Below are 20030 nucleotides of genomic sequence, written 5' to 3'. Positions count from 1 at the left end.
TCATTCCCGTTTGTCATCCGGCGGACGATGGGACGTCGGAAGGTGTGCGGCCCAGTCGACGCGGGCCAGTATCACCAGGGCGGCGATGACCGTGACCTGGATAGCGATCGCGTACGGCGAGGTCAGCGATGAGGTGAAGGCGCGGCCCAGGTTTCGCTCGGCGACGGTCGTCGCGCCCATATACAGCGAATAGCTGACCAGCCTGCCCGCGATGAAAGCGGCGGTCAGCGGAAGCAGCCGGATGCCGATGAGCCCGGCGGCCTCGAACATCTGCGCGGACGGCAACGGCGACAACAGGAACAGCGTCAGCCCGGCCGCCGAGCGGCCCTTGTGATCGGTGAGGTACTCACCCGCGGCGCGCAGGCTGGAGCGACGGCGTGCACCGAGATGAGCGCCGAGCCGTCCCGTCACGGCGGCGAGCAGATAGCGGCCGGTGCCCGCGGTGAGCGCCCCGATCAGCACCAGGGCGATCGGATCGAGCTGCCAGTTGATTTTGAAGAGTATGAGCAGAACCCAGGTGGGCGGTCCGAACGCGGGCATCAGATTCAATGCGAACACTGTCGCGAACACCACCAGATAGGGCAGCAGGGCGTTCACGAGCGCACGGAATCAGTATGCGCGGCAGCGGGATCGGCGGGACCGGGATGCAGGACGCGATCCAGGCGCACCGCCGCGTAACCCAGCGTCGACAATGCCCCCACGATGAGCAGATCGGTGACGGCCGGCGGATGCGTACCGAGCAACTCACGCAGCGGCGGCAGGTAGAGCCCTGCCAGTTGCAGACCCAGCGCCGCGGCGACCGCGGCGAGCAGCAGGGGATTGGCGAGTGAGCGATGCCGGGCGCGCGAACCCAGTGCCGCCGCGAGCTGAGTCGCGCCCAAAGCGAAGAAGACCAGGCTCTGCCACGGCCGGTCGGTCCGCTCCGCCCAGACCCCGACTCCCAGCGTGACCGCCGTCAGCACGAATCCGACCCGCAGCACGCGCTGCCACAGGCCCGCCCCGAGAATGCTCTGGGTGGGCGGGCGCGGTGCTCTGCGCATAATTCCCGGGGCGGCGGGCTCACCACCGAGCGCCACACCCGGAAGCCCATGGGTGAGCAGATTGATCCAGAGAATCTGCGCGGGCAGCAGTGGCAGCGCCAAGCCCAGGAACGGTCCCACCAGCATGACCGCGATCTCGGCGACACCGCCGGACAGCCCGTAGATGAGGAAGCGCCGAATGTTCGCGTACACCCGCCGGCCCTCGGCGACCGCCACCACGACAGTGCCCAGATCGTCATCGGCGAGAACCAGATCGGCGGCTTGCCGCGCCACCTCGGTGCCGCGCTCACCCATGGCCACCCCGATATCGGCCCGGCGTAGCGCCGGGCCGTCATTGACCCCGTCACCGTTCATGGCCACCACCTGTCCGTCCGCCCGCAGCGCCGCGATGATGGCGAGCTTCTGATCCTGTGTGGCACGGGCGAATACGGTACCGGTGGTGAGCGCGGCGTCGATCGGCTCGCGGCAATCCAGTACCGGTTCCGCGCCGGAGATGATGCCCAGTTCGGTGGCGATGGCGCGGGCGGTGCCCGGATGATCCCCGGTGATCAGAACGAGCCGGATACCGGCGCGGCGGCAGGCCGCGATGGTCTCGGCCGCGGCGGTCCGGGGTGGGTCGACGATCGCGATCAGGCCGAGCAGACGCAAGCCCCGCTCGGGATCCGTTCCCGGGCCGGGCTCATCCGCGCTCTCGGCCTGCGCCACCGCCAGCACCCGCAAGCCCGCGCGCGCCCAGCTCTCGGCCCGCGCGGCGGCGCGCGCGACCAGTTCCGGATCATCAACCAGTACAGCGGGATTCAGGATCGCCTCGGGCGCGCCCTTACAGATCACCAGAAAGCCCCGGGGGAGTGCGTGAATGGTGGTCATGCGTTTGCGGTCACTGTCGAACGGCCGCTCGCCGATGCGCGGGAACTCCGCCTGCAACTCATGGCGGTCCAGTCCCAATTTCGCCGCGGCGCTGAGCAATGCGAGTTCGGTGGGATCGCCGAGCGTCACCCATGGGGCCCCGGCTGAATCCGGAGCCAGGAGTCTGGCGTCATTGCACAGCGCCGCGGCACTGAGCAGTTCGGTGATCGCGGGGATATCGCCGCGACCGAGCTCTCGATCTCCCGAACGCACCGAACCCACCGGCGCATAGCCGGATCCACCGATGCCCGCCCCCGCATCGGGAGTCCAGAGTTCGCGGGCGACCATGCGCCCCTCGGTGAGCGTGCCGGTCTTATCGGTAGCCAGCACCGTGACCGATCCGAGCGTCTCCACCGCGTGCAGCTTGCGGACCAGGGCATGGTGCTCGGCCATGCGCCGTGCGCTGAGGGCCAGCCCGAGTGTCACCACCGCGGGCAGCGATTCCGGGACCGCCGCCACCACCAGGCTGATCGCGGTGATCACCATCAGTTGCACGGGCTGTCCCCGAAACAGCCCCAGCGCCAGCACGATCGCGCACAGCGCCACGGTGACCCCGGCCAGCAGCCTGCCCACATCGGCGAGGCGTCGTTGCAGCGGTGTCAGGCTCGGACCTTGATCGAGCAGGCGGGCGATCCTGCCGGTACTGCCCGCAGCGCCGATGGCTGTGACGACGGCTCGGCCGTGGCCCTTCACCACCACCGTGCCCGACGCGACAGCGCCGGACACCGCCTTGTCCACCGGCACCGATTCCCCGGTCAGCGCCGATTCGTCGACGCGCAGCGCCGCGGCCTCGGACAGCGTGGCGTCCGCGGCGACGATATCGCCCTCGGCCAGCACCAGGAGATCTCCCACAACCACGTCCGCGGCCGGAATCTGCTGCTGTACACCATCTCTCACCACTCGTGCGGTGGGCGCCGCGAGCTGTGACAGTGCGGTGATGGCTCGGTCGGCGCGCACCTCCTGGCGTACGCCGACCCCGGTGTTCACGATGATGACCAGCAGGATCACCGTCATATCCGTCCAGTCCCGGGTCACCACCGTCAGCAGGGCCGCGATCTGCAATACGATGATCAAGGGATCACGCAGCTGGGCGAACAGCCGCCGCCACAATGGGATCGGTGGCCGCCGCGGCAGCAGATTCGCGCCATCGCGCACCAGCCGGGCCGCGGCTTCGCCCGAGGTCAGCCCCGTTTCCGGGGTCACGGTGTCGATCATGTTCTCCGCCTTCACATCCACCCTTCCCCGGGTGCGGTCGCCGCCGTCGAGTCCAGCGGTTCGTCGTCACGCCGTGAGTTCGGGTGCGGCGGGACGAAGTCGTCCGGAACCACCAGTACCGGGCACGGCGCATGGCAGACCAGCTCTCGCGTGACCGGCCCGAGGCGCGCGGTATGTTCCCGGTCGGCGTCGTGGCCGACCACCACGAGTCGCGCCGTGGCGCTGAACTTCTCGACCGCGTCGATCGCCTCGCCCACCACGGTAATCGGATGCATTGTCACAGTGGGGAATTCGCGCTGAAAGCCGGCCAGCTGGGCATCGGGCACCACCGGCCGGGCGCGGAACGACTCCGGCGACGACGACCACTGCCGTCCCCGCCAAATCCGTGCCACGATCAGCTCGGCGCCGTGATCGCGCGCGGCCCGGAACCCGGCCAGCAATGCGGGCCGGGCCCGATACCACTCCGAAACCACCACCAGGACAGCCCCATTCACCGCGGTCGACTGACGGACCAGGGCGACCGGGCAGTGCCCGTCCCGGGCCACCGCCAATGCGGTGGAACCGAGCACCATATGGGAGAACAGGCCGATATCCCCGGCGCCCAGTGCGATCAGCGCGGCCGACCTGGACAATTCGACGAATAGGTGAGCGGGCTGACCGTGCACTACCTCGGTGCTCACCGCTGAGAACGATGCGTCCGGATCGCCGCGTCGGTCGGCAGACACGGCGGACAGCGCGCTCGTGAGCGCCCGCTCCGCATTGCGGTACTTGACCCCGCCGGGACGGAAGGCGGGGTGGTCGATGGCGGGCACCACGGATATCAGTCGCAGCGGCAACCGCCGGACCACCGCCTCCTGCGCTGCCCACACGGCTGCCCGCACGGCCGCCCGGGAACCGTCGATACCGGCCAGCACGGCCGGTTGCCGATCCGCAGTCCGCGATCGGTCGCCGGTCCCGCTGTGCGCTGCGTTCGAATCCATCCTCCAAGACTCCGTGGCGGCGCGGACCTGGACTAGGGACACCGCGCACGAGGTGAAGTGACCAAAGCCCTCCGCGGAGGAGGCTCGCCGACCCTGCCGATCGAGCGCCGCGACGCGCAGAGTGGAAGCTCTCGGTCTGTCTCCGAAGGAGTGCCGTTGTCGATCGTGACACTGACCATGAATCCCGCCGTGGATATCGCCAGCAGCACCGCACGGGTGCGCCCGACCGATAAGATGCGCTGTGCGGCACCGCGATTCGACCCCGGCGGTGGGGGCATCAATGTGGCGCGCACGATCGCCGTGCTCGGGGAACCGGTCACCGCGGTCTTCCCGGTGGGCGGTCCGGAGGGGGAGCGCCTCGAACAGTTGGTGCGGGATGCGCGGGTGCCGATGCGCACGGTGCCGGTGGCGAATTCGACGCGCCAGAGTCTGTCGGTCGGCGACGAGGCCACCGCGGCGCAGTACCGTTTCGTCTTTCCCGGCCCCCGTCTCACCGCACCTGAACAGCGCCGATGCCTGATCGCGGTGGAGCGGGCGGCTGTCTCGGCGCGGCTGGTGGTGGCCAGCGGCAGCCTGCCGCCGGGGGTGTCGGCCGACTTCTATCAGGAGCTGGCGAACTATCTGGCGGACGTAGATATCCCGTTGATTCTCGATACCGCGGGAGCGCCGCTGCGCGCGATGCGGCACGGCGTGTACGTGCTCAAGCCGAGTGTGCGCGAGCTCGCCGACCTGGTTGGGCACCCGCTGCCGGACCGCCCCGCGCAGGTCGCCGCCGCGCGGGCGCTGATCACCGCGGGGGTGACGGAAATCGTGCTGCTGTCACTGGGGTCGGCCGGCGCGCTGCTGGTCACCGCGGACCGGGACGAATCGTTCGCGCCGCTGCGGGCGAGCGTCCGCAGCGGTATCGGGGCCGGTGACGCCATGGTCGGCGGACTCTGCGCGGGCATACTGCGCGGTTATGCCCTCGGCGATGCCGTGCGACTCGGAATCGCCGCGGCGACAGCGGCTTTGGGTACCCCCGGCACCGGCCCGGGGCACCCGCGGCGCATCGCCGAACTCTTCGGCGCGGTCGGCTCGCCCGAATAACCCGGGCCCGGCCCCCGATCGGTCAGGCGAGTCCGAATACACGCGCGGCATTGTCGTGGCAGACCCGCCGCAGCCAGTCGTCGCCGAGGTCGAGTCGCTCGAGTGATTCCAGCGCGTGCCCATAGGTGTACGGGATATTGGGGAAGTCGCTGCCGAACAGGATGCGATCGCCCAGCTCGAGCAGGCGTGGGCGTTCGTGCACCGGGAAGGGATCACCGGCTTCGAAGAAGTCGGTGAAGTTCATGGTGGTGTCGAACAGCACCTTGTCGTAAGCCTTTGCCAGATCCAGGAATTCGCTGTACTCGGGTGCGCCCATATGCGCGATCACCAGCCGCAGCCGCGGAAACCGCCGCAGCAGTTCGGCGATCGGCTCCGGACCGGTGAATTCTCCTGCGGCGGGGCCGGATCCGCAATGAATGATGATCGGGGCTCCGGAGTCTTCCAGCATGCCCCACACCTGATTGAGCAGTGGATCGCCGGGGTGGAAATCGCCGACCTGTACGTGGACTTTGAAGATCCGCGCCCCCGCGTCCAGGGCCGCTTCCACGTAGCTGTCCGCACCGTGTTCGGGATAGAAGGTCGCGGTATGCAGGCAATCCGGGGTGCGCGCGGCGAAGTCCGCGGACCACTCATTGAGCCACGCGGCCATATCGGGTCGATGCGGGTACACCAGCGAGGTGAACGCGCTGACCCCGAACCCGCGCAACGTATCGAGCCGCACCTGTTCCTCATCGCGATAGGTGATCGGCCATTCGCGATGCCCGAGCAGCGGCCCGGCCGAATCGAAATACCCCCACACCTTGCGCAACACCTGGTCGGGCATGAAATGCGTGTGCACATCGATAAGTGACGGCAGACCCAGTCGAGTACGGAAGTCGCGCACGAACTCATCGCGCACGATTCCGTCGCTCACGCGCCCGCCTCCGGATACACCGTGCGCGCGTAATCCCCGACCCGGCTGATCAGCCGTTCGAAGAACTGCTCCGGATCGGTCCCGATCACGATGTCCGCGTTGGGTTCCCGCTCCCACATCCCCGCCCAGTCCGCGACGGTGGTGGCGCGGGTGATGGTCCCCGCCAGCTCGACGTCGACGGTCGCGGGCTTGGTGACCGCGAGCGCGGTGTCCAATGCGACGGCGGCCGCGAACGGATCGTGCATATGCGCCAGATAACCCTGGTCGTAGAGCATGTGGAAGTCGAAGTAGAACCGGATCGCATCGGTCAGGAACCGCACCAGCGGATTGCTCGCAGCCGACCGCTGTTCCGGAGGATCGCTCTCGCGTACCAGCTCCACCGGGGTGCTCCCGGCCCGTTCGGCAAGCAGCGCAAGATGTTTGGGCCGCATCTCGATGGTCTCGGTGATATCCAGGGCGCATACGATCGGCCGCCGATCCGCGGGCGCGGCCGAGAAGGCGTCGAAGACCTCCTTGGCGGCCTCCGGATCCACGTGCACATTCCACTCATTGGTGGGTGTGGTGTTCCCGGGATGGTTGAACGCCCCGCCCATGATCACCAGCCGCCGTAACAACCGGGGGAGTTCGGGCTCGATGCGCAGCGCCAGCGCGAGATTGGTCAGCGGACCGGTGCACAGTCCGACCACCTCGCCCGGATGCTCCCGCACCAGATCGACCCACAGCTGCGCCGCCGTCCGATCCGAGAGCTTGCGCTCGGACACCGGTAGCTCCGCGTACCCCACACCCTGCGGCCCGTGCGTGTCCTCGGTGGTGCGCAGCGGAATCGCCAGCGGTTCCGCCGCGCCGAGCGCGACTTCCAGCTCGGGCGCCCGGCACAGGTCGAGGAGTGCGAGATTATTGGCTGCCACCCGGGGCGCGGGCACATTGCCCGCGCTGGAGGCGATTCCGATGATCTCGGCCTCGGGGGAGGCGAGTAGGTAGAGCAGTCCCAGGGAATCATCGATACCGGTGTCGTTATCCATGATGATCTTCTGCCGCACCGTTCGAGCCTAGACCCGCGTGCTCAGTAGGTCGGCAGCACGTAGTCCTCGGTCTGATCGAGCATCTTCATCATGACCGGACGGAACGCGCGGGTGGCCATGAGCTTGCCGACCTGCTGCATCGCCTTGAGCCCGAACTTGGACGTCGGCAGCATCATCTTGATACCGCCGCCGGGCAGCTCCTTCGCCTTGTCCAGGAAGGGCGTCACCTGCGCCTCGTACCGAGCCAGCGCACCGGCGAGATCGTCCGGTGTGGCGGCGATTTCACCGGCGAGCAGATACGCGCCGACAATGGCCATGGCCGTGCCCATACCGGTCATCGGAGAACCGCAGAAGGCCGAGTCGCCCAGCAGTGTGACCCGGCCCGACGACAGCGTCGGCATATCCACCCGAACCAGTTCGTCGAAGTAGAAATCGGTCGCCTGCTCCAGCTCGGCCAGCACCTGCGGCGCCAGCCAGCCCGCCTCGGCGAGCATATCGCGAATCAGCTTGCGCTGGGCCGTGATATCGCCGCGCAGTGCCGGGTTCTGGTCGGTGCGCAGGGTGATGATGGCCTTGGCGGTCGCCGGATCGAAATCGGGCCGGATGCCGATCGAGGCGCGTGGCACCACGTGCATGGACATCCAGTCCTGCTCGGCCTCGGCCGGGGTGGGGACGGTGTAGAAGGACATGTACCCGCCGAGGAACGTGGTGAACTGCTCCTCGGGGCCGAAGACCAGTTTGCGAGTGCGCGAGTGCACGCCGTCCGCGCCGATCACCAGGTCGTACCGTTCGCTCGCGCCGGAATGGAATCCGACGGTGACACCGTCCGCGTCCTGGTCGATGGTCTCGATCCACTCGCCGTAGCGATAGTCGAGATCGCCCGCGACACCGGCGAGTTCGGTGAGCAGGACACCGTTGAGATCGCCGCGGCTGATCTCGATATCGGCGACCGGGCCCTTACCGTCGAACATCTCCATGGACCAGCGGTACACGTCGCCGCCCTCGGCGTTCACGACCCGCATGCCCTTCTCGTGCAGCAGGTACTTGCGAATGCCCTCCATCAGGCCCATGCGCTCGGCCACCTCGCGGGAGGGTCCGCGCAGGTCGACGGCCTGGCCGCCCGGTCGCGGGGCAGCGGCGCGCTCGACGATGGTGACCGCGATTCCGGCCCGAAGCAATTGCAGGGCAACGGCATTGCCCGCGATGCCGCCGCCGGCGATGAGGATGCGGAGGTTGGTGGTGGCGCTCATTGTGGCTCCCGATGTGGTGAAGTACGTCCGTCTAAGACATATGTCTAACAGATGCTGAGACGTATGTCTAGAACAAATGTCTAAAACGCTGGTACGGTGGGGTTATGGGAAATCGAGAAGATCTACTGATGGGGGCTCGTCAAGCCATCCTCGAGCGGGGCCTGGCCAAGGTGACCGCCCGCGATATCGCCGCCGCGGCCGGGGTCAGCCTCGCCGCCATCGGCTATCACTTCGGCTCGAAGGATCGCCTGGTCATGCAGGCGCTCACCGAGGGTGTCGGCACCGAACTGGGCGATGAGATCGATTCCGCCATCAAGGACGCGGGGCAGGGGCTGTCGCTGTGGGACGCGCTCGGACCCACCTGGAACGGCCTGGTCGATGTGATCCAGCGCAACCGCGACAATCTGCAACTGAGCCTGGAGAACGGCATCCAGATCGCCCGCGATCCGGAAATGCAGGTCTATATGGCCGATGCGACCGGCAAGGCCCACGCCGATATCGCCCAGGGAGTGCGCGAGGCGCACCCCGACCTCACCGACGCGCAGGCGCACGCCGTGGCGAAGACGCTCTTCGTACTGTTCCAGGGCATGGCCATGCAGTGGATGATCGCGCCCGGCGCGGACCTGCTCGACGGTGACGATCTATCGACAGCCGTCGAGGCCATGCGCGGACGCTGACCGGTACCGCGCGGACGCGGTCCTCAGCTCGTGTGAATGTGCCGCAACCGGATCATGGCCATCACCGCCAGCAGTAACGCCACTCCGGCCGCGATGGCCGAGGTCAGGTGCATTCCGATGAGGAACGCGTGCTTGGCCGCCTCCGCCACGGACGCACCGAGTTTGCCGGGTAGCGCGTTCGCCACCTCCATGGCCGCGCCGAGGGTGTCGCGCGCACTGTGCACATCGGCATCGCGCAATCCGTAGGGGAGCGTATCGGCCAGCTGACCCCGGTAGATGGCGATACTCAGACTGCCCAGCATCGAGATGCCCAGCGCCCCGCCGAATTCCGCGCCGGTCTCGGCCAGTCCGGAGGCCGCACCGGCCTGTTCCGGCGGTGCGGTGCCGACGATCAATTCGGTGGTGATGCCGAATACCGGTGCGAGCCCGAACGATACGAGCAGCGAGGCGGTGATGGTCAGCCCCACTCCGCCCTGTTCGGTGATGCGCGTCAACAGCAGCAGCCCGGCCGCCGCCATGGTCATGCCCACCCCGATCATGTAGGCGGGCCGCACCACCCGGCTCAACCGCGGCCCGAGCTGCGAGCCGATCATGAACCCCAAACCCGCTGGGATGGTGGCGATTCCGGCGCGCAGCGGCGACATGCCCAGCACCAGCTGGAAATACTGGCCGACGAACAGGAAATACCCGAACGCGGCGAAGATGGCGACCATATTGATGGTCAGCGCGATGCGGAAACTGGCCAGCCGGAACAGCCGCAGATCCAGCATGGGCTCGGCGGCGGTGAGCTGACGGCGCACGAAGATCCCGCCGACGGTGAGCCCGGCGGCCAAGGCGCCCACCGCGATCGGCACCGGACCGTCCTGCGCGATCTTCTTCATGCCGAAGACCACCAGCAACACCGCGCTGGTGCACATCAATGCGCTGAGCAGATCGATTTTGCCCGCGTTGGGATCCCGGAACTCGGGCAGCACCCGGGGCGCGAGAATCAGCAGCAACACCATGACCGGCACCGCGAGCAGGAATACCGAACCCCACCAGTAATGCTCCAGCATCAACCCGCCCGCCAGCGGCCCGATGGACCCGCCGACCGAATACGACCCGACCCAGACCCCGACGGCCACCGAACGCTGACCGGGATCGGGGAACATGGTGAAGATCAACGAGAGTGTGGACGGCGCCAGCGTCGCCCCGGCTATGCCGAGCACGGCGCGACAGCCGATGAGTACCGGGGCCGAGGGGGCGAACGCCGCGATGATGGACACCGCGGCGAAGGCCGCCGCCCCGGCCATGAGTAGTCGGCGCCGCCCTATCCGATCGCCGATGGTGCCCATGGTGAGCAGCAGCCCGGCCACGAAGAACCCGTAAACGTCGATGATCCAGAGCAATTGGGAGCTGGTAGGTCTCAGCTCCATGCTGATCTGGGGCACCGCTAAATGCAGTACGGTCAGGTCCATCGAGTACACCAGACAGGCCAGTGCCAGTACCGCAAGTCCCGCCCATTCCCGGCGTCCTACTCTGCCGTAACGAGCTGCTGCCGTAGTGCTCAGCACGGGACCTGGTGTGTCCACGATGACGTCCTCCATCCGCACGCCGGCACAACTGCCGACAATATCGATGTCGGTCCCAGCATCTCACTTATTAACGACACAAAAACGATATGTACGAAGGGAATTCGCACTATTCGCCGATGTGTTTGCGGGTGTGCGTGCAGTCGGCCGCGATGCCTCGGGACAGCTAAATACCGGCCGGTCGGAGTGTCCAGTTTGGTGCATGTGTGCCGTACTGCGAAGCGGGCCAGGGATGATCGGGATATTCGCTGAGCACCGGAACCGCCGTGACGACCCCCGCGTGCTCGACCGCGAACTCCGATCCCGGGAAGTTCGCCGGTGCGTGATCCGGGGTACGGCCCGGCGCCGCCAGCAACCAGGATGCGGTGCGCGCCAGCGCAACTCGCACATCCCGGCCGAAACCGTCGCGTTCGCGGGCCGTGAGCGCGTCCAGCACACCTGCCGCCAGCAGATACCCGCTGCCGTGATCGAGCGCCTGTGCGGGCAGTGCGCCCACTGGGGACGCACCCTGCGAATTGCCCTGTGCGCCTTCGATGAGCGAAATTCCGGATGCAGCCTGCACAATACTGTCGAAACCGCGCCGATCCCCCCACGGTCCGCGCTCACCCCACGCCGAAACCCGCCCGTGCACAATTCCAGGCCGAATTTCTCCCGGATGTACACCGATTCTTTCCAAAGCGCCCGGTCGGTAACCTGTTACGAGCACATCCGCGGTGCGCAGCAGCTCCCGGAAGATGGGAAGTTCGGTACGCAAATCAAGCAGTGTGGAGTACTTGCCCTGACAGGTATCGAGAAACTGCCAGCCGATCTCGGGCAGCTGCGGCGGATCCACCCGCAGCACCTCCGCGCCCAGCAGCGCCAGCGCGCGCGTGGCCGTCGGACCGGCGATGACACGGGTCATATCCAGCACCCGGATACCCCGCAGCGGCAGCATCTGTGTTGCGGCAGCGGATGATTCGGCGACGCCGCGATCCGCACGCCGTTCGATCGCGACCAGCGGGCTATCGGCCGCGGCCTTACCCTGCGGGGTCGCCGCCCACTCCTGTTCGGTGCGCACGCGCACCGCGATCGCACCGGATTCACCCGCGCGGTCCTCGATTTCGGCCGCGCTGAGCTCCGCGATACGCGCCACCGCGGCCGCCCGATCCGCATCGGCGGGCAATCCGAGCACGGCCAGCAACCGGACGCGATGATGCGAATAGTTGGCGTGCGTTCGCACCCAGCCATCCGCGGTCTTGAAGAAGCCCGACAGCTCTGCGAAGGCGTCGGCCGGTGCGCCGTCGATCCGGAACAGCCGCTCACTGGAGAACGCCGCCGCGATGCGCGCCGGATCCAGCACACTGTCCAACGGCGTCAGACCGTGGTCCCGCCGCCGCCGATCGGCCGCCGCGGCGAAGCTCGCCACCGATCCTCCGGCCAGTGCCCACACCGGCAGCGTCGCAGCCAGATTCGCCCCCGGATCGACGGCGGGCATACTCGACCCGGTGATACCGGCCCCGGACTCGTACTCATGGACCAGCGCTGCGTATCCACTCACCCGTCCGACACTAGCCGTCGAAGGAGTTCGCCCGTGGTGGTAAATCTCACCGGCACCGACTGGTTGCGCGTACTGCGCGCCGATACCGATCCGCGCGCCGTACTGGTGTGCTTCCCGCCCGGCGGGGGATCGGTCACCGCGTACCGGAGTCTGGCGCAGCGATTCGGCGCGGGGATCGCGGTGTACGCGGTGCAGTATCCGGGCCGCCAGGATCGGCTGGGCGAGAAGCCGATTCCCGACCTCGGCGTACTCGCCGAACAGGCCGTACGGGATATGTCGAGCTGGCCCGTCGACACCCCCGTCGCCATTTTCGGGCACAGCATGGGCGCGACCGTGGCCTTCGAGGCGGCCCGGCGCTGGGAGGCGGCGGGCCGCACCCTTGCCCGCCTGTTCGTATCCGGGCGTCCCGCACCGGATCTGGCCGAGACCGGCCGCCTGCATCTGGGGTCGGATGACGATCTCATAGGTCAGCTGGAGCTGCTGTCCAATGATCCGGCCTCGGTGCGCATCCTGCGCGAGGAACCGAGTCTGGCCGAATTGGTGCTGCCCGCTCTCCGCAGTGACTACCAGGCCGTGGAGACCTACCGGTATGAACCGAGCGCTCCGCTGCGCGGCCCGATCACCGCGCTAATCAGCGATGCGGACCCCACCACCACGGTGGCGCAGGCGGGGGAGTGGGCCGCGCACACCTCAGGATCCTTTGAGGTAAACACCTTCCAGGGCGGGCATTTTTACCTGGATCTACCGGAAAACACGTCCGCCGTGGCGGATCTGGTGACCGCGCGGCTGAATTCGATCCGTTAGCTCAGCCGAGGTATTCGGATTCGAGCACGAGATCCTTCAACATGGATTGGTACTCCACATGGGTGTCGTGCTCGACGGTCCGCCAGGTCTTACCCTGCTCCGCGCGCATGTAGGCGAGATAATCCGGAACGCCGGGCACTTTCACATTGTCCGCGACCGCGATGGTGCCGGGATGGATCCAGCCCGCCGCCATGATCGATCGCAGATCCGCGAGATACGCCTCCTTGGCGTGATCGAGGAAGATCAAATCGACCGTACCGGAATCGAATCCGTGATCACCGGTGAGCCGGTGCATGGTCTCCCCGCCGTCACCGATGGTCCCGACCACCACACTCACCCGATCCGCCAGCCCCGCGTGCGCGATGATCGCCCGCGCCACTTCGGCATTGGCCGCACTGAACTCCACCGACACCAGCCGCCCACCCGCGGGCAGCAGCCGCCCGATCCGCACCGCGCTGTATCCGCAGTAGGTCCCCAACTCCAGCGCCAGCTTCGGCACGGCCTTCGTGACGGCCGCATCCAACAGCAGCCCCTTCTCATCCCCGACATTCACCAGCATGTCGCGCTTGCGCGCGAATTCGTCGACGGTGGCCAGCACACTCTCCGGATCCCCCGCACTGGCATTGGCCAGCACGAAGTCCCGCGCCGCAGCCTCCCGCCCATCCCCGAACTGCCCGGTCCGGCCGAATTGCCGCAGCCCCAGCGCCATACGCGCCATCGACAGCGCCCGCCCGCCCCGCTCCTGAATCTCCGCGCCGATCCCCTTGCCGCCCATACCTTCTCCTGTGTCGAGGTGAACAGTCGGCGCGATTATGCCCGCACGGCACGGCGATTGCGGAGCGCCAGGCCCGTCCAGGAGATGAGAACGCAGAGAACAATCAGCACCCGCACCAGGTCCAGGGCGCTACGGGGGTAGAGCACGCCGGTGATGTAGTGATCAATGAAGCCGGTCGAGGGTAATCCGGCGTCGCCGGCCTTATGCCTGGCCCAGTTCTCCAAATCGGTGAGCGGGCAGTCGAATCCGAACAGGATGGTGCTGAATCCCCAGGCCACGGCTGCGAGATGCAGCCAGACGGTGCGCGGCCAGCGCCACGCGATGAACCCGCCGACCACCACGTAGGCGACGAACAGAAAGTGCACGACCGCGGTGACGTCGGCCAGCAGCCGATACAGCATGCCCCCAGCATAGGGCCGGTATCGGGGGAGGGGAGCGGGAGTTTGCCGCATATCAACACGTCGATATGCGCATCAATGCATGGGTAGCCGAGGGAGTCATGCACCCCAGAATGCGGTGGGGTGGTGGCCTTTTTGGTCAAGGCCAAGGGGCAGGAGCGGGGAAAGCGGGCTGCCGTCTTCGTTAAGGCCCAGGTCAGCAACTCTGGTCCATTTACATACCTATACGGCACTATGCGCATCTACGCATGTATTCCACCTTCTTTATCCGGCTGCGGTAGTCGACAAGCCATAAGGAAAAAAGATCTGCCAATGAAAGACGGGCCGACCTGGTCGGCCCCTCTTTCGTATTGGGTGTCGGGTTACCAGGCGGAGGATTCGTAATCCTTGAGGAAGACGCCGTGTACGTCGTCGCCCGCTTCGCCGCGGACGATGGGGTCGTAGACGCGGGCCGCGCCGTCGACCAGGTCGAGGGGAGCGTGGAAGCCCTCTTCGGCGAGGCGGATCTTGGTGTAGTGCGGGCGTTCGTCGGTGATCCAGCCGGTGTCGACGGCGGTCATGAGAATGCCGTCGGCTTCGAACATTTCGCGCGCGCTGGTGCGGGTGAGCATGTTCAGCGCGGCCTTGGCCATATTGGTGTGCGGGTGGCCCGCGCCCTTGTAGGCCCGGCCGAAGACGCCTTCCATGGCGGAGACGTTGACGACGTACTTGCGGCGGGCGGCCGCGGCGGCCATGGCGGGGCGCAGGCGCGAGATGAGGATGAACGGTGCGGTCGAATTGCACAGCTGCACTTCGAGGAGTTCGGTCGCGTCGACTTCGCCGACGGTCTGCACCCAACTGTTGGTGTGCGCGAGGTCGGGCACCAGGCCGCCCGCGTCGATGGCGACGCCCTGCGAAATGCGTTCGGGGGTAGCCGAACCCGCGATGAGTGCGAGGTCGGTGATATCGGCCGCGGTGAGGCTGGGTGTCAGTGACGCGGTGAGCGCGGTCGGGTGCGCCTGCATGGTTTTGCCGAAGGTGACCACGTCGGGGAGTTCGCCCGCGGGCAGCGGTCCGGATTCGGCTTCGATGAGCGCGCTGTAGGAGCCGGGGGAGCGGCGCACGGTTTGGGCCGCATTGTTGATCAGGATGTCCAGGGGCCCTTGTGCGGCAACGTCATCGGCGAGTGCGAGGACCTGGGCCGGATCGCGCAGGTCGATGCCGACGATGCGCAGCCGGTGCAGCCAGTCGGCGCTGTCGGGCTGGGCGGCGAAGCGGCGGATGGCGTCGTTCGGGAACCGCGTGGTGACGGTGGTGTGCGCGCCGTCGCGGAGCAGGCGCAGCGCGATGTACATGCCGATTTTGGCGCGGCCGCCGGTGAGGAGTGCGCGTTTGCCGGTGAGGTCGGTGCGGGCGTCGCGTTTGGCGTGGCTGCGCGCAGCGCATTCGGGGCAGAGCTGGTGGTAGAACGCGTCGACCTGCGTGTACTTCTGTTTGCAGATGTAGCAGGGGCGGGCGCGCAGCAGGGTGCCCGCGGTGGCGACGCCGGTGGTGCTGGAGCTGATGGGGATGCCCGCGGTTTCGTCGTCGATGCGATTGGGTGAGCCGGTGGCGGTGGCCGCGATGACGGCTTTATCGGCTTCGGAGATGGTGTCGCGGGCTTCGATGCGCCGGCGCTGCTTGAGTTTTTTGAACATGTGGCCGACGGCCCGCTGCACGGTGACCGAGTCCGGGTGCTCTTTGTCCAGCTGTGCTGCCTGTTCGAGGACCCGCAGGCAGATCGCGAGTTCGTCGGCGTCGATGGCCGTGGTCTCGGTGTCGTGCGCTGGTGCGGTGTTGGTGGCCATCGGTGGGAGTTGCTGCCTTCGTGCGGTGGGCGGGTGGGCGTCGTCCATTGTCGCATCGGTGGCGGGGTGGGTTCGCCACGGCCACGTGCGGATATGGCGCGCGGCACAGTGGGATACGCCGGTGCCCCGCCGCGGTGTCGCGGCGGGGTGCGGGTGGGGTGTGGCTATTCGGTTGTGGCGCCGAGGGGTTCGAGTTCGGCGGCGTCGTTGTCGCGGCCGAGTTCGCGGGCGCGTTCGGCGAGCTGGGTCAGGAGTCCGGCGGGGATTTCGGCGCGGACTTCGATGAGTGCGTGCCAGACGATATCGGGTGTTTCGGTGGTGAGGGCGGCGAGGAATTCTTCGAGGTCGTTCATGCCGTCGATGATTTCCAGGATGCGGGCGCGGCCCTGCTGGTCTTGGGCGAGGGCGATATCGACGAGGGTGTGGATGTTGTCGCCGCGCGAGGCGGTGAGTACGGCGGCGAGCAGTTGTTCGCGGTCCAGGTCGCCGATGCAGGTGGCGAGGATGGGTTTGACGGTGTCGGGGAGTGCGTCGACCAGTGGGAGGGCTTGTGCCCAGAGGTCGTGTTCGGCGGTGCTGGTGATGACGGCGCGCAGGACGTCGGGTTCGGACATGACGGGTAGTGCTGCCATGCGGCGGCGGTTGTCGTCGGTCATGGCCAGGGCGATGGGGATGAGGGCGTCCCAGAGTCCGGCGGTGTCGGCTTCGCGGACGAGTTCGCCGAGGCGGGTGTCGGTTTCGGCGGCGACGCGGGCGGCGATGAATTCGATTTGCGCGCTGGGCAGATGTGCTGCGAGGGGGAGCAGGTTGAGCCATTGGCCGCCGTCGAGGGCGGTGTCCATGATGGTGGCGAGGATGGGTTCGGCGTGGACGGCGGGGCGTTCGGCGAACAGTCGCAGGCTGTCGTGGTTCATCGCGCTGGTGATGGGCAGCAGGGTGGTCCAGGCGTCGAGTTCGTAGACGGCGTTGATGAGGGCGTCGAGGACGTCGTCGCCGAGGCCGGCGGTGATGTTGCCGATCCAGGCGCGGTTGTGCGGTGCGATGGAGTCGAGTAGGTCGATGCCTTCGGCCCACATGGATTGTGCTGCGGCGGCGCGGATTACGCCGGGGACGCGGTCGGTGACGATGTGCAGGACGTTGTCGATGGCGGTTTTGTCTTCGAGTAGGAAGCCGATGCGCAGTAGGTCGGTGTCGCTCATGACGGGTGCGGCGGCGCGCAGTGCGGGTTCGGGGACGACGTGGACGAAGCGGCCCATGGTGATGTGGTCGCCGTGTGCGAGGAGTTCGCGGGCGACGTCGACGACGAGTTTGGCGGGGACGGCGGCGATGATGGCGGCGGTGCGGCGGGGGTCGAGTTGGACGGCGCAGTCGGCGAGGAAGGGGGCGGGCAGGGATTTGGCGATGTCGATGGCGCGGTGGGGTTCGACGGCGCTGGCGACGGCGGCGCAGAGGGTGGGTCCGAAGGCGCGTTCGGCGACTTTGGCGCTGATGGTGACGGGGACGAGTTTGGCTCCGGCGGCGACGCCTTTGAGGCGTTTGGTGTCGCGGTCGAAGAGCAGGTCGGTGGCGCGTTCGCGGAATTCGCGGATGGCGGCGGGTGGCAGGTCGACGAGGAAGTCGAGTTCGGTGGGGTCGGTGATGCCGAGCAGGCGCGCGAGTTTGGTGGTTTCGGCGACGGCGACGAGGTGTTCGCTCATAGTCCCAGTGCTTTCTTGACGGCGGGGCGCATGAGGCGCGGGACGAAGTCGAGCGAGCTGGCGATGGCGGCGTCGAGGTTGTCGCCGCGGCGGGTGAGGGCGGCGCGCAGGAGTCGGTCGAGTTCGGTGAGGTCGGTCTCGGGGAGCCGGTCGAAGTCCGCGGGCAGGGGTGCGCGCAGGGTGTCGGCGAGTTGGCGTGCTGCGTGGGACATCGGGTGTCTTTCCGGGTCGATCGTACTGCCGGTACGGGATTCGATACTGGCAGTACGTTCTGGGTGAAAGCAATGCCGGTGGGCTGACCTGGGTTGTGGCTTCGATCACTTGACTACCCGGTAATAAGCGGGAGTAACGGCGAGAATCGCTGCGTCAAACCCCGTACCGCTGGTACGTGTACACTGCCCGCGTGGCTCGAATCAGCGCCGGATCTACCCCGCTGCAGGTGACCCGTGACGACATCGTGGATGCGGCGGTGCGGGTGATCGATCGTGACGGTCCGCGTCCCAGCATGGATGACATCGCCCGCGAGGCCGGGATCACCAAACCGCGGTTGTACCGGCAGTTCGCGGATAAGGGTGATCTGTTCACCGAGATCGCGGATCGCATGACGCGGCGCGCGTTTTCGGCCACGGGTTCGGATATGACGCTCATGCTCGCGCCCCCGCGTGCGGCGCTGCGGCGGGTGTTCACCGATTACGCGAATGGAATTCTGGAGCATCCCAACGTTTTTCGTTTCCTGGGCCAGTCGCCCGCGCAGCAGTCGGGTTCGGGTGTGCTGCAACTGGATCTGGGCCGCGAGGCCGCGGGCAAGCTGACCAAGATGGCGCGTTCGGTGGCCGAGGCGGTGCCGCTGGAAACCTCCGGGCTGGAATACCTTTCGCGCGCGCTGGTGGGTGCGGTGGTGGCGATCACCGATCTGTGGCTCTCGGATTCGGATCGCCCGACCCCGGAGCAGACGGCCGAATTCATCGATCAGGCGACGGAATTGGTGTGGGGTCTGATCGATGGTTTCCTCCGTCGCCAGGGCATCGCCGCTGATCCGGACACGCCGATTTTCGCGACTTTCGCCGCGGTCAATCAGGCGCGTTCGGCCGACTCCTGACACATTGTTGACACTTTGCCAATAGCCGTGCACCCTTGGTCTCGAGGCGCGCGTGAGTGCGCGCAGGACAAGCGAAGGAACGACGATGGCACGCCCCGCATGGAGCGACGACGAGGTCGAAGCGGTACGAGGACTGGCGAGCACCTTCTTCGAGAAGGAGGTGATCCCGCACGAGGAGAAGTTCATCGAACAGGGCCATCCCGACCGCGCCCTATACAACCGGGCCGGTGAACTCGGCCTGCTGTGCGCGGCGATCCCGGCCGAATACGGTGGCGGCGGCGGCACATTCGCGCACGAGGCCGCCATCATCGAGGCGCAGGCGCATCTGGGCGACGGCGCTCTGGGCATGTCGGTGCACTCCTCGATCATCGCCCCCTACATCCATCAGTTCGGCTCCGAAGAGCTCAAACGGCGGGTGCTGCCCAAGGCCGCCAGCGGTGAGATGCTGCTGTCCATCGGTATGACCGAACCCGGCACCGGTTCGGATCTGCAGAACATCAAGACCCGCGCGGTGCGCGAGGGCGATGAGTACATCATCACCGGGTCCAAGATCTTCATCTCCAACGGCTGGCTGTGCGACGGCATCATCCTGGCGGTGAAAACCGATCCCACCCAGGGCGCGGCGGGCGTCTCGCTGATCTTCGCCGAGGTCGGGGACGACACCCCGGGCTTCACCCGCGGGCGCATTCTGTCCAAGATCGGCGGCAAGGGTCAGGACACCGCCGAGCTGTTCTTCGACGGCCTGCGCGTGCCGGCCTCGAATCTGCTGGGGCAGGCCGAGGGCCAGGGCTTCTATCAGATGATGCAGATGCTGGCCCAGGAACGCCTGGTCACCGCGATTCTGGCGGTGGCCATGACGGAGAAGGCGGTCGAGCTGACCGTCGAATACACCAAGGGCCGTGAGGCTTTCGGCAAACCGCTGTTCGCCATGCAGAACACCAAATTCGAGCTCGCCGAATGCGCCACCATCGCCAGGGTGGGCCGGGTGTTCCTCGATGACTGCATCGCCAAACACCTGCGCGGGGAGTTGGACATTCCCACCGCTGCCATGTCGAAGTACTGGTTGACCGACCAACTCGGTAATGTGGTGGATCGCTGCCTGCAGTTCTTCGGCGGCTATGGCTACATGACCGAATATCCGATTGCCCAGCTGTACACCGGCGCCCGGATCCTGCGGATCCTCGCGGGCGCCAACGAGGTGATGAAGGACCTCATTGCCCGCTCACTCTAGTAC

General features: G+C 67.1%; 18 protein-coding genes. 5 read left to right on the top strand and 13 right to left on the bottom strand.

Annotated features, from left to right (window positions below; translation table 11 throughout):
* Genes AB0L82_RS13650 through AB0L82_RS13640 form a run of 3 tightly spaced genes read right to left on the bottom strand, consistent with a single transcriptional unit; the run spans position 1 to position 4141 of the window.
* A complete protein-coding gene (locus tag AB0L82_RS13650) occupies positions 1-597 on the bottom strand; it encodes a hypothetical protein (RefSeq protein WP_364634934.1) in 597 nt (198 codons plus the stop codon).
* The gene (locus tag AB0L82_RS13645) at positions 594-3161 is read right to left on the bottom strand and encodes a cation-translocating P-type ATPase (RefSeq protein WP_364634931.1); all 2568 of its coding nucleotides are present in this window, start codon (positions 3159-3161) and stop codon (positions 594-596) included. Before AB0L82_RS13645 ends, AB0L82_RS13650 begins: the two co-directional genes overlap by 4 nt.
* Positions 3162-3172: 11 nt before the next feature.
* Positions 3173-4141 carry a universal stress protein gene (locus AB0L82_RS13640; protein ID WP_364634928.1) on the bottom strand — a complete coding sequence of 323 codons (969 nt, stop codon included), beginning with the start codon at positions 4139-4141 and terminating at the stop codon, positions 3173-3175.
* Positions 4142-4306: 165 nt separating this feature from the next.
* Here AB0L82_RS13640 and AB0L82_RS13635 point away from each other — a divergent pair, with 165 nt between their 5' ends.
* Entirely contained in the window at positions 4307-5227 is a 921-nt protein-coding gene (locus AB0L82_RS13635; RefSeq protein WP_364636064.1) for a 1-phosphofructokinase family hexose kinase, read from the top strand.
* A 22-nt stretch (positions 5228-5249) separates the two neighbouring features.
* On the opposite strand, the gene AB0L82_RS13630 is transcribed toward AB0L82_RS13635, so the two are convergent.
* The 3 genes from AB0L82_RS13630 to AB0L82_RS13620 are packed head-to-tail and all read right to left on the bottom strand — an operon-like array spanning position 5250 to position 8412.
* Positions 5250-6140, bottom strand: a complete 891-nt coding sequence (locus AB0L82_RS13630; protein ID WP_364634926.1) for an amidohydrolase family protein — start codon at positions 6138-6140, stop codon at positions 5250-5252.
* Complete coding sequence (locus AB0L82_RS13625) at positions 6137-7162, bottom strand: nucleoside hydrolase (protein ID WP_364636061.1); 1026 nt, start codon at positions 7160-7162, stop codon at positions 6137-6139. The genes AB0L82_RS13630 and AB0L82_RS13625 overlap by 4 nt, the downstream gene beginning before the upstream one ends.
* 41 nt (positions 7163-7203) lie before the next feature.
* The gene (locus tag AB0L82_RS13620; protein ID WP_364634923.1) at positions 7204-8412 is read right to left on the bottom strand and encodes an FAD-dependent monooxygenase; all 1209 of its coding nucleotides are present in this window, start codon (positions 8410-8412) and stop codon (positions 7204-7206) included.
* Positions 8413-8516: 104 nt separating this feature from the next.
* On the opposite strand from AB0L82_RS13620, the gene AB0L82_RS13615 reads away from it, so the two are divergent.
* Entirely contained in the window at positions 8517-9089 is a 573-nt protein-coding gene (locus AB0L82_RS13615; RefSeq protein ID WP_364634921.1) for a TetR family transcriptional regulator, read from the top strand.
* Positions 9090-9112: 23 nt separating this feature from the next.
* On the opposite strand, the gene AB0L82_RS13610 is transcribed toward AB0L82_RS13615, so the two are convergent.
* A complete protein-coding gene (locus AB0L82_RS13610) occupies positions 9113-10660 on the bottom strand; it encodes an MFS transporter (RefSeq protein WP_364634918.1) in 1548 nt (515 codons plus the stop codon).
* 166 nt (positions 10661-10826) lie between these two features.
* Positions 10827-12197: a CoA transferase gene (locus AB0L82_RS13605; RefSeq protein WP_364634915.1), complete on the bottom strand. Its 1371-nt coding sequence runs from the start codon at positions 12195-12197 to the stop codon at positions 10827-10829.
* Positions 12198-12230: 33 nt separating this feature from the next.
* On the opposite strand from AB0L82_RS13605, the gene AB0L82_RS13600 reads away from it, so the two are divergent.
* Positions 12231-13001 (top strand): alpha/beta fold hydrolase, encoded by a 771-nt coding sequence (locus AB0L82_RS13600; protein ID WP_364634912.1) that lies wholly within the window; start codon positions 12231-12233, stop codon positions 12999-13001.
* A 1-nt stretch (position 13002) separates the two neighbouring features.
* Here the strand turns inward: AB0L82_RS13600 and AB0L82_RS13595 are convergent, their stop codons facing one another.
* From AB0L82_RS13595 to AB0L82_RS13575, 5 genes are all read right to left on the bottom strand, one after another.
* Positions 13003-13776 carry a class I SAM-dependent methyltransferase gene (locus AB0L82_RS13595; RefSeq protein WP_364634909.1) on the bottom strand — a complete coding sequence of 258 codons (774 nt, stop codon included), beginning with the start codon at positions 13774-13776 and terminating at the stop codon, positions 13003-13005.
* A gap of 35 nt (positions 13777-13811) precedes the next feature.
* Positions 13812-14177 carry a DUF2784 domain-containing protein gene (locus AB0L82_RS13590; protein ID WP_364634906.1) on the bottom strand — a complete coding sequence of 122 codons (366 nt, stop codon included), beginning with the start codon at positions 14175-14177 and terminating at the stop codon, positions 13812-13814.
* Between the two features lie 359 nt (positions 14178-14536).
* Positions 14537-16000 carry an SDR family NAD(P)-dependent oxidoreductase gene (locus AB0L82_RS13585; protein WP_364636058.1) on the bottom strand — a complete coding sequence of 488 codons (1464 nt, stop codon included), beginning with the start codon at positions 15998-16000 and terminating at the stop codon, positions 14537-14539.
* 164 nt (positions 16001-16164) lie between these two features.
* A complete protein-coding gene (locus tag AB0L82_RS13580) occupies positions 16165-17697 on the bottom strand; it encodes a hypothetical protein (protein ID WP_364634903.1) in 1533 nt (510 codons plus the stop codon).
* Positions 17694-17909 (bottom strand): hypothetical protein, encoded by a 216-nt coding sequence (locus tag AB0L82_RS13575; RefSeq protein WP_364634900.1) that lies wholly within the window; start codon positions 17907-17909, stop codon positions 17694-17696. The genes AB0L82_RS13580 and AB0L82_RS13575 overlap by 4 nt, the downstream gene beginning before the upstream one ends.
* A 191-nt stretch (positions 17910-18100) precedes the next feature.
* Between AB0L82_RS13575 and AB0L82_RS13570 the strand changes: the two genes are divergently transcribed.
* The gene (locus AB0L82_RS13570; protein ID WP_364634898.1) at positions 18101-18796 is read left to right on the top strand and encodes a TetR/AcrR family transcriptional regulator; all 696 of its coding nucleotides are present in this window, start codon (positions 18101-18103) and stop codon (positions 18794-18796) included.
* An 85-nt stretch (positions 18797-18881) separates the two neighbouring features.
* The gene (locus tag AB0L82_RS13565; protein WP_364634895.1) at positions 18882-20027 is read left to right on the top strand and encodes an acyl-CoA dehydrogenase family protein; all 1146 of its coding nucleotides are present in this window, start codon (positions 18882-18884) and stop codon (positions 20025-20027) included.
* The last annotated feature ends 3 nt before the right edge of the window (positions 20028-20030 follow it).

The organism is Nocardia sp. NPDC052001 (genome assembly GCF_040680615.1).
Classification (GTDB): Bacteria; Actinomycetota; Actinomycetes; order Mycobacteriales; family Mycobacteriaceae; genus Nocardia.
This window is presented reverse-complemented; position numbering and strand designations above follow the sequence as displayed.

Bases quoted from the DNA above. Each gene is read 5' to 3' on its own strand.
- AB0L82_RS13595 (WP_364634909.1), bottom strand. From the start codon at position 13,776: ATGGGCGGCAAGGGGATCGGCGCGGAGATTCAGGAGCGGGGCGGGCGG.
- AB0L82_RS13585 (WP_364636058.1), bottom strand. From the start codon at position 16,000: ATGGCCACCAACACCGCACCAGCGCACGACACCGAGACCACGGCCATC.
- AB0L82_RS13580 (WP_364634903.1), bottom strand. From the start codon at position 17,697: ATGAGCGAACACCTCGTCGCCGTCGCCGAAACCACCAAACTCGCGCGC.
- AB0L82_RS13565 (WP_364634895.1), top strand. From the start codon at position 18,882: ATGGCACGCCCCGCATGGAGCGACGACGAGGTCGAAGCGGTACGAGGA.
- AB0L82_RS13620 (WP_364634923.1), bottom strand. From the start codon at position 8,412: ATGAGCGCCACCACCAACCTCCGCATCCTCATCGCCGGCGGCGGCATC.
- AB0L82_RS13625 (WP_364636061.1), bottom strand. From the start codon at position 7,162: ATGGATAACGACACCGGTATCGATGATTCCCTGGGACTGCTCTACCTA.
- AB0L82_RS13640 (WP_364634928.1), bottom strand. From the start codon at position 4,141: ATGGATTCGAACGCAGCGCACAGCGGGACCGGCGACCGATCGCGGACT.
- AB0L82_RS13645 (WP_364634931.1), bottom strand. From the start codon at position 3,161: ATGATCGACACCGTGACCCCGGAAACGGGGCTGACCTCGGGCGAAGCC.
- AB0L82_RS13590 (WP_364634906.1), bottom strand. From the start codon at position 14,177: ATGCTGTATCGGCTGCTGGCCGACGTCACCGCGGTCGTGCACTTTCTG.
- AB0L82_RS13615 (WP_364634921.1), top strand. From the start codon at position 8,517: ATGGGAAATCGAGAAGATCTACTGATGGGGGCTCGTCAAGCCATCCTC.
- AB0L82_RS13575 (WP_364634900.1), bottom strand. From the start codon at position 17,909: ATGTCCCACGCAGCACGCCAACTCGCCGACACCCTGCGCGCACCCCTG.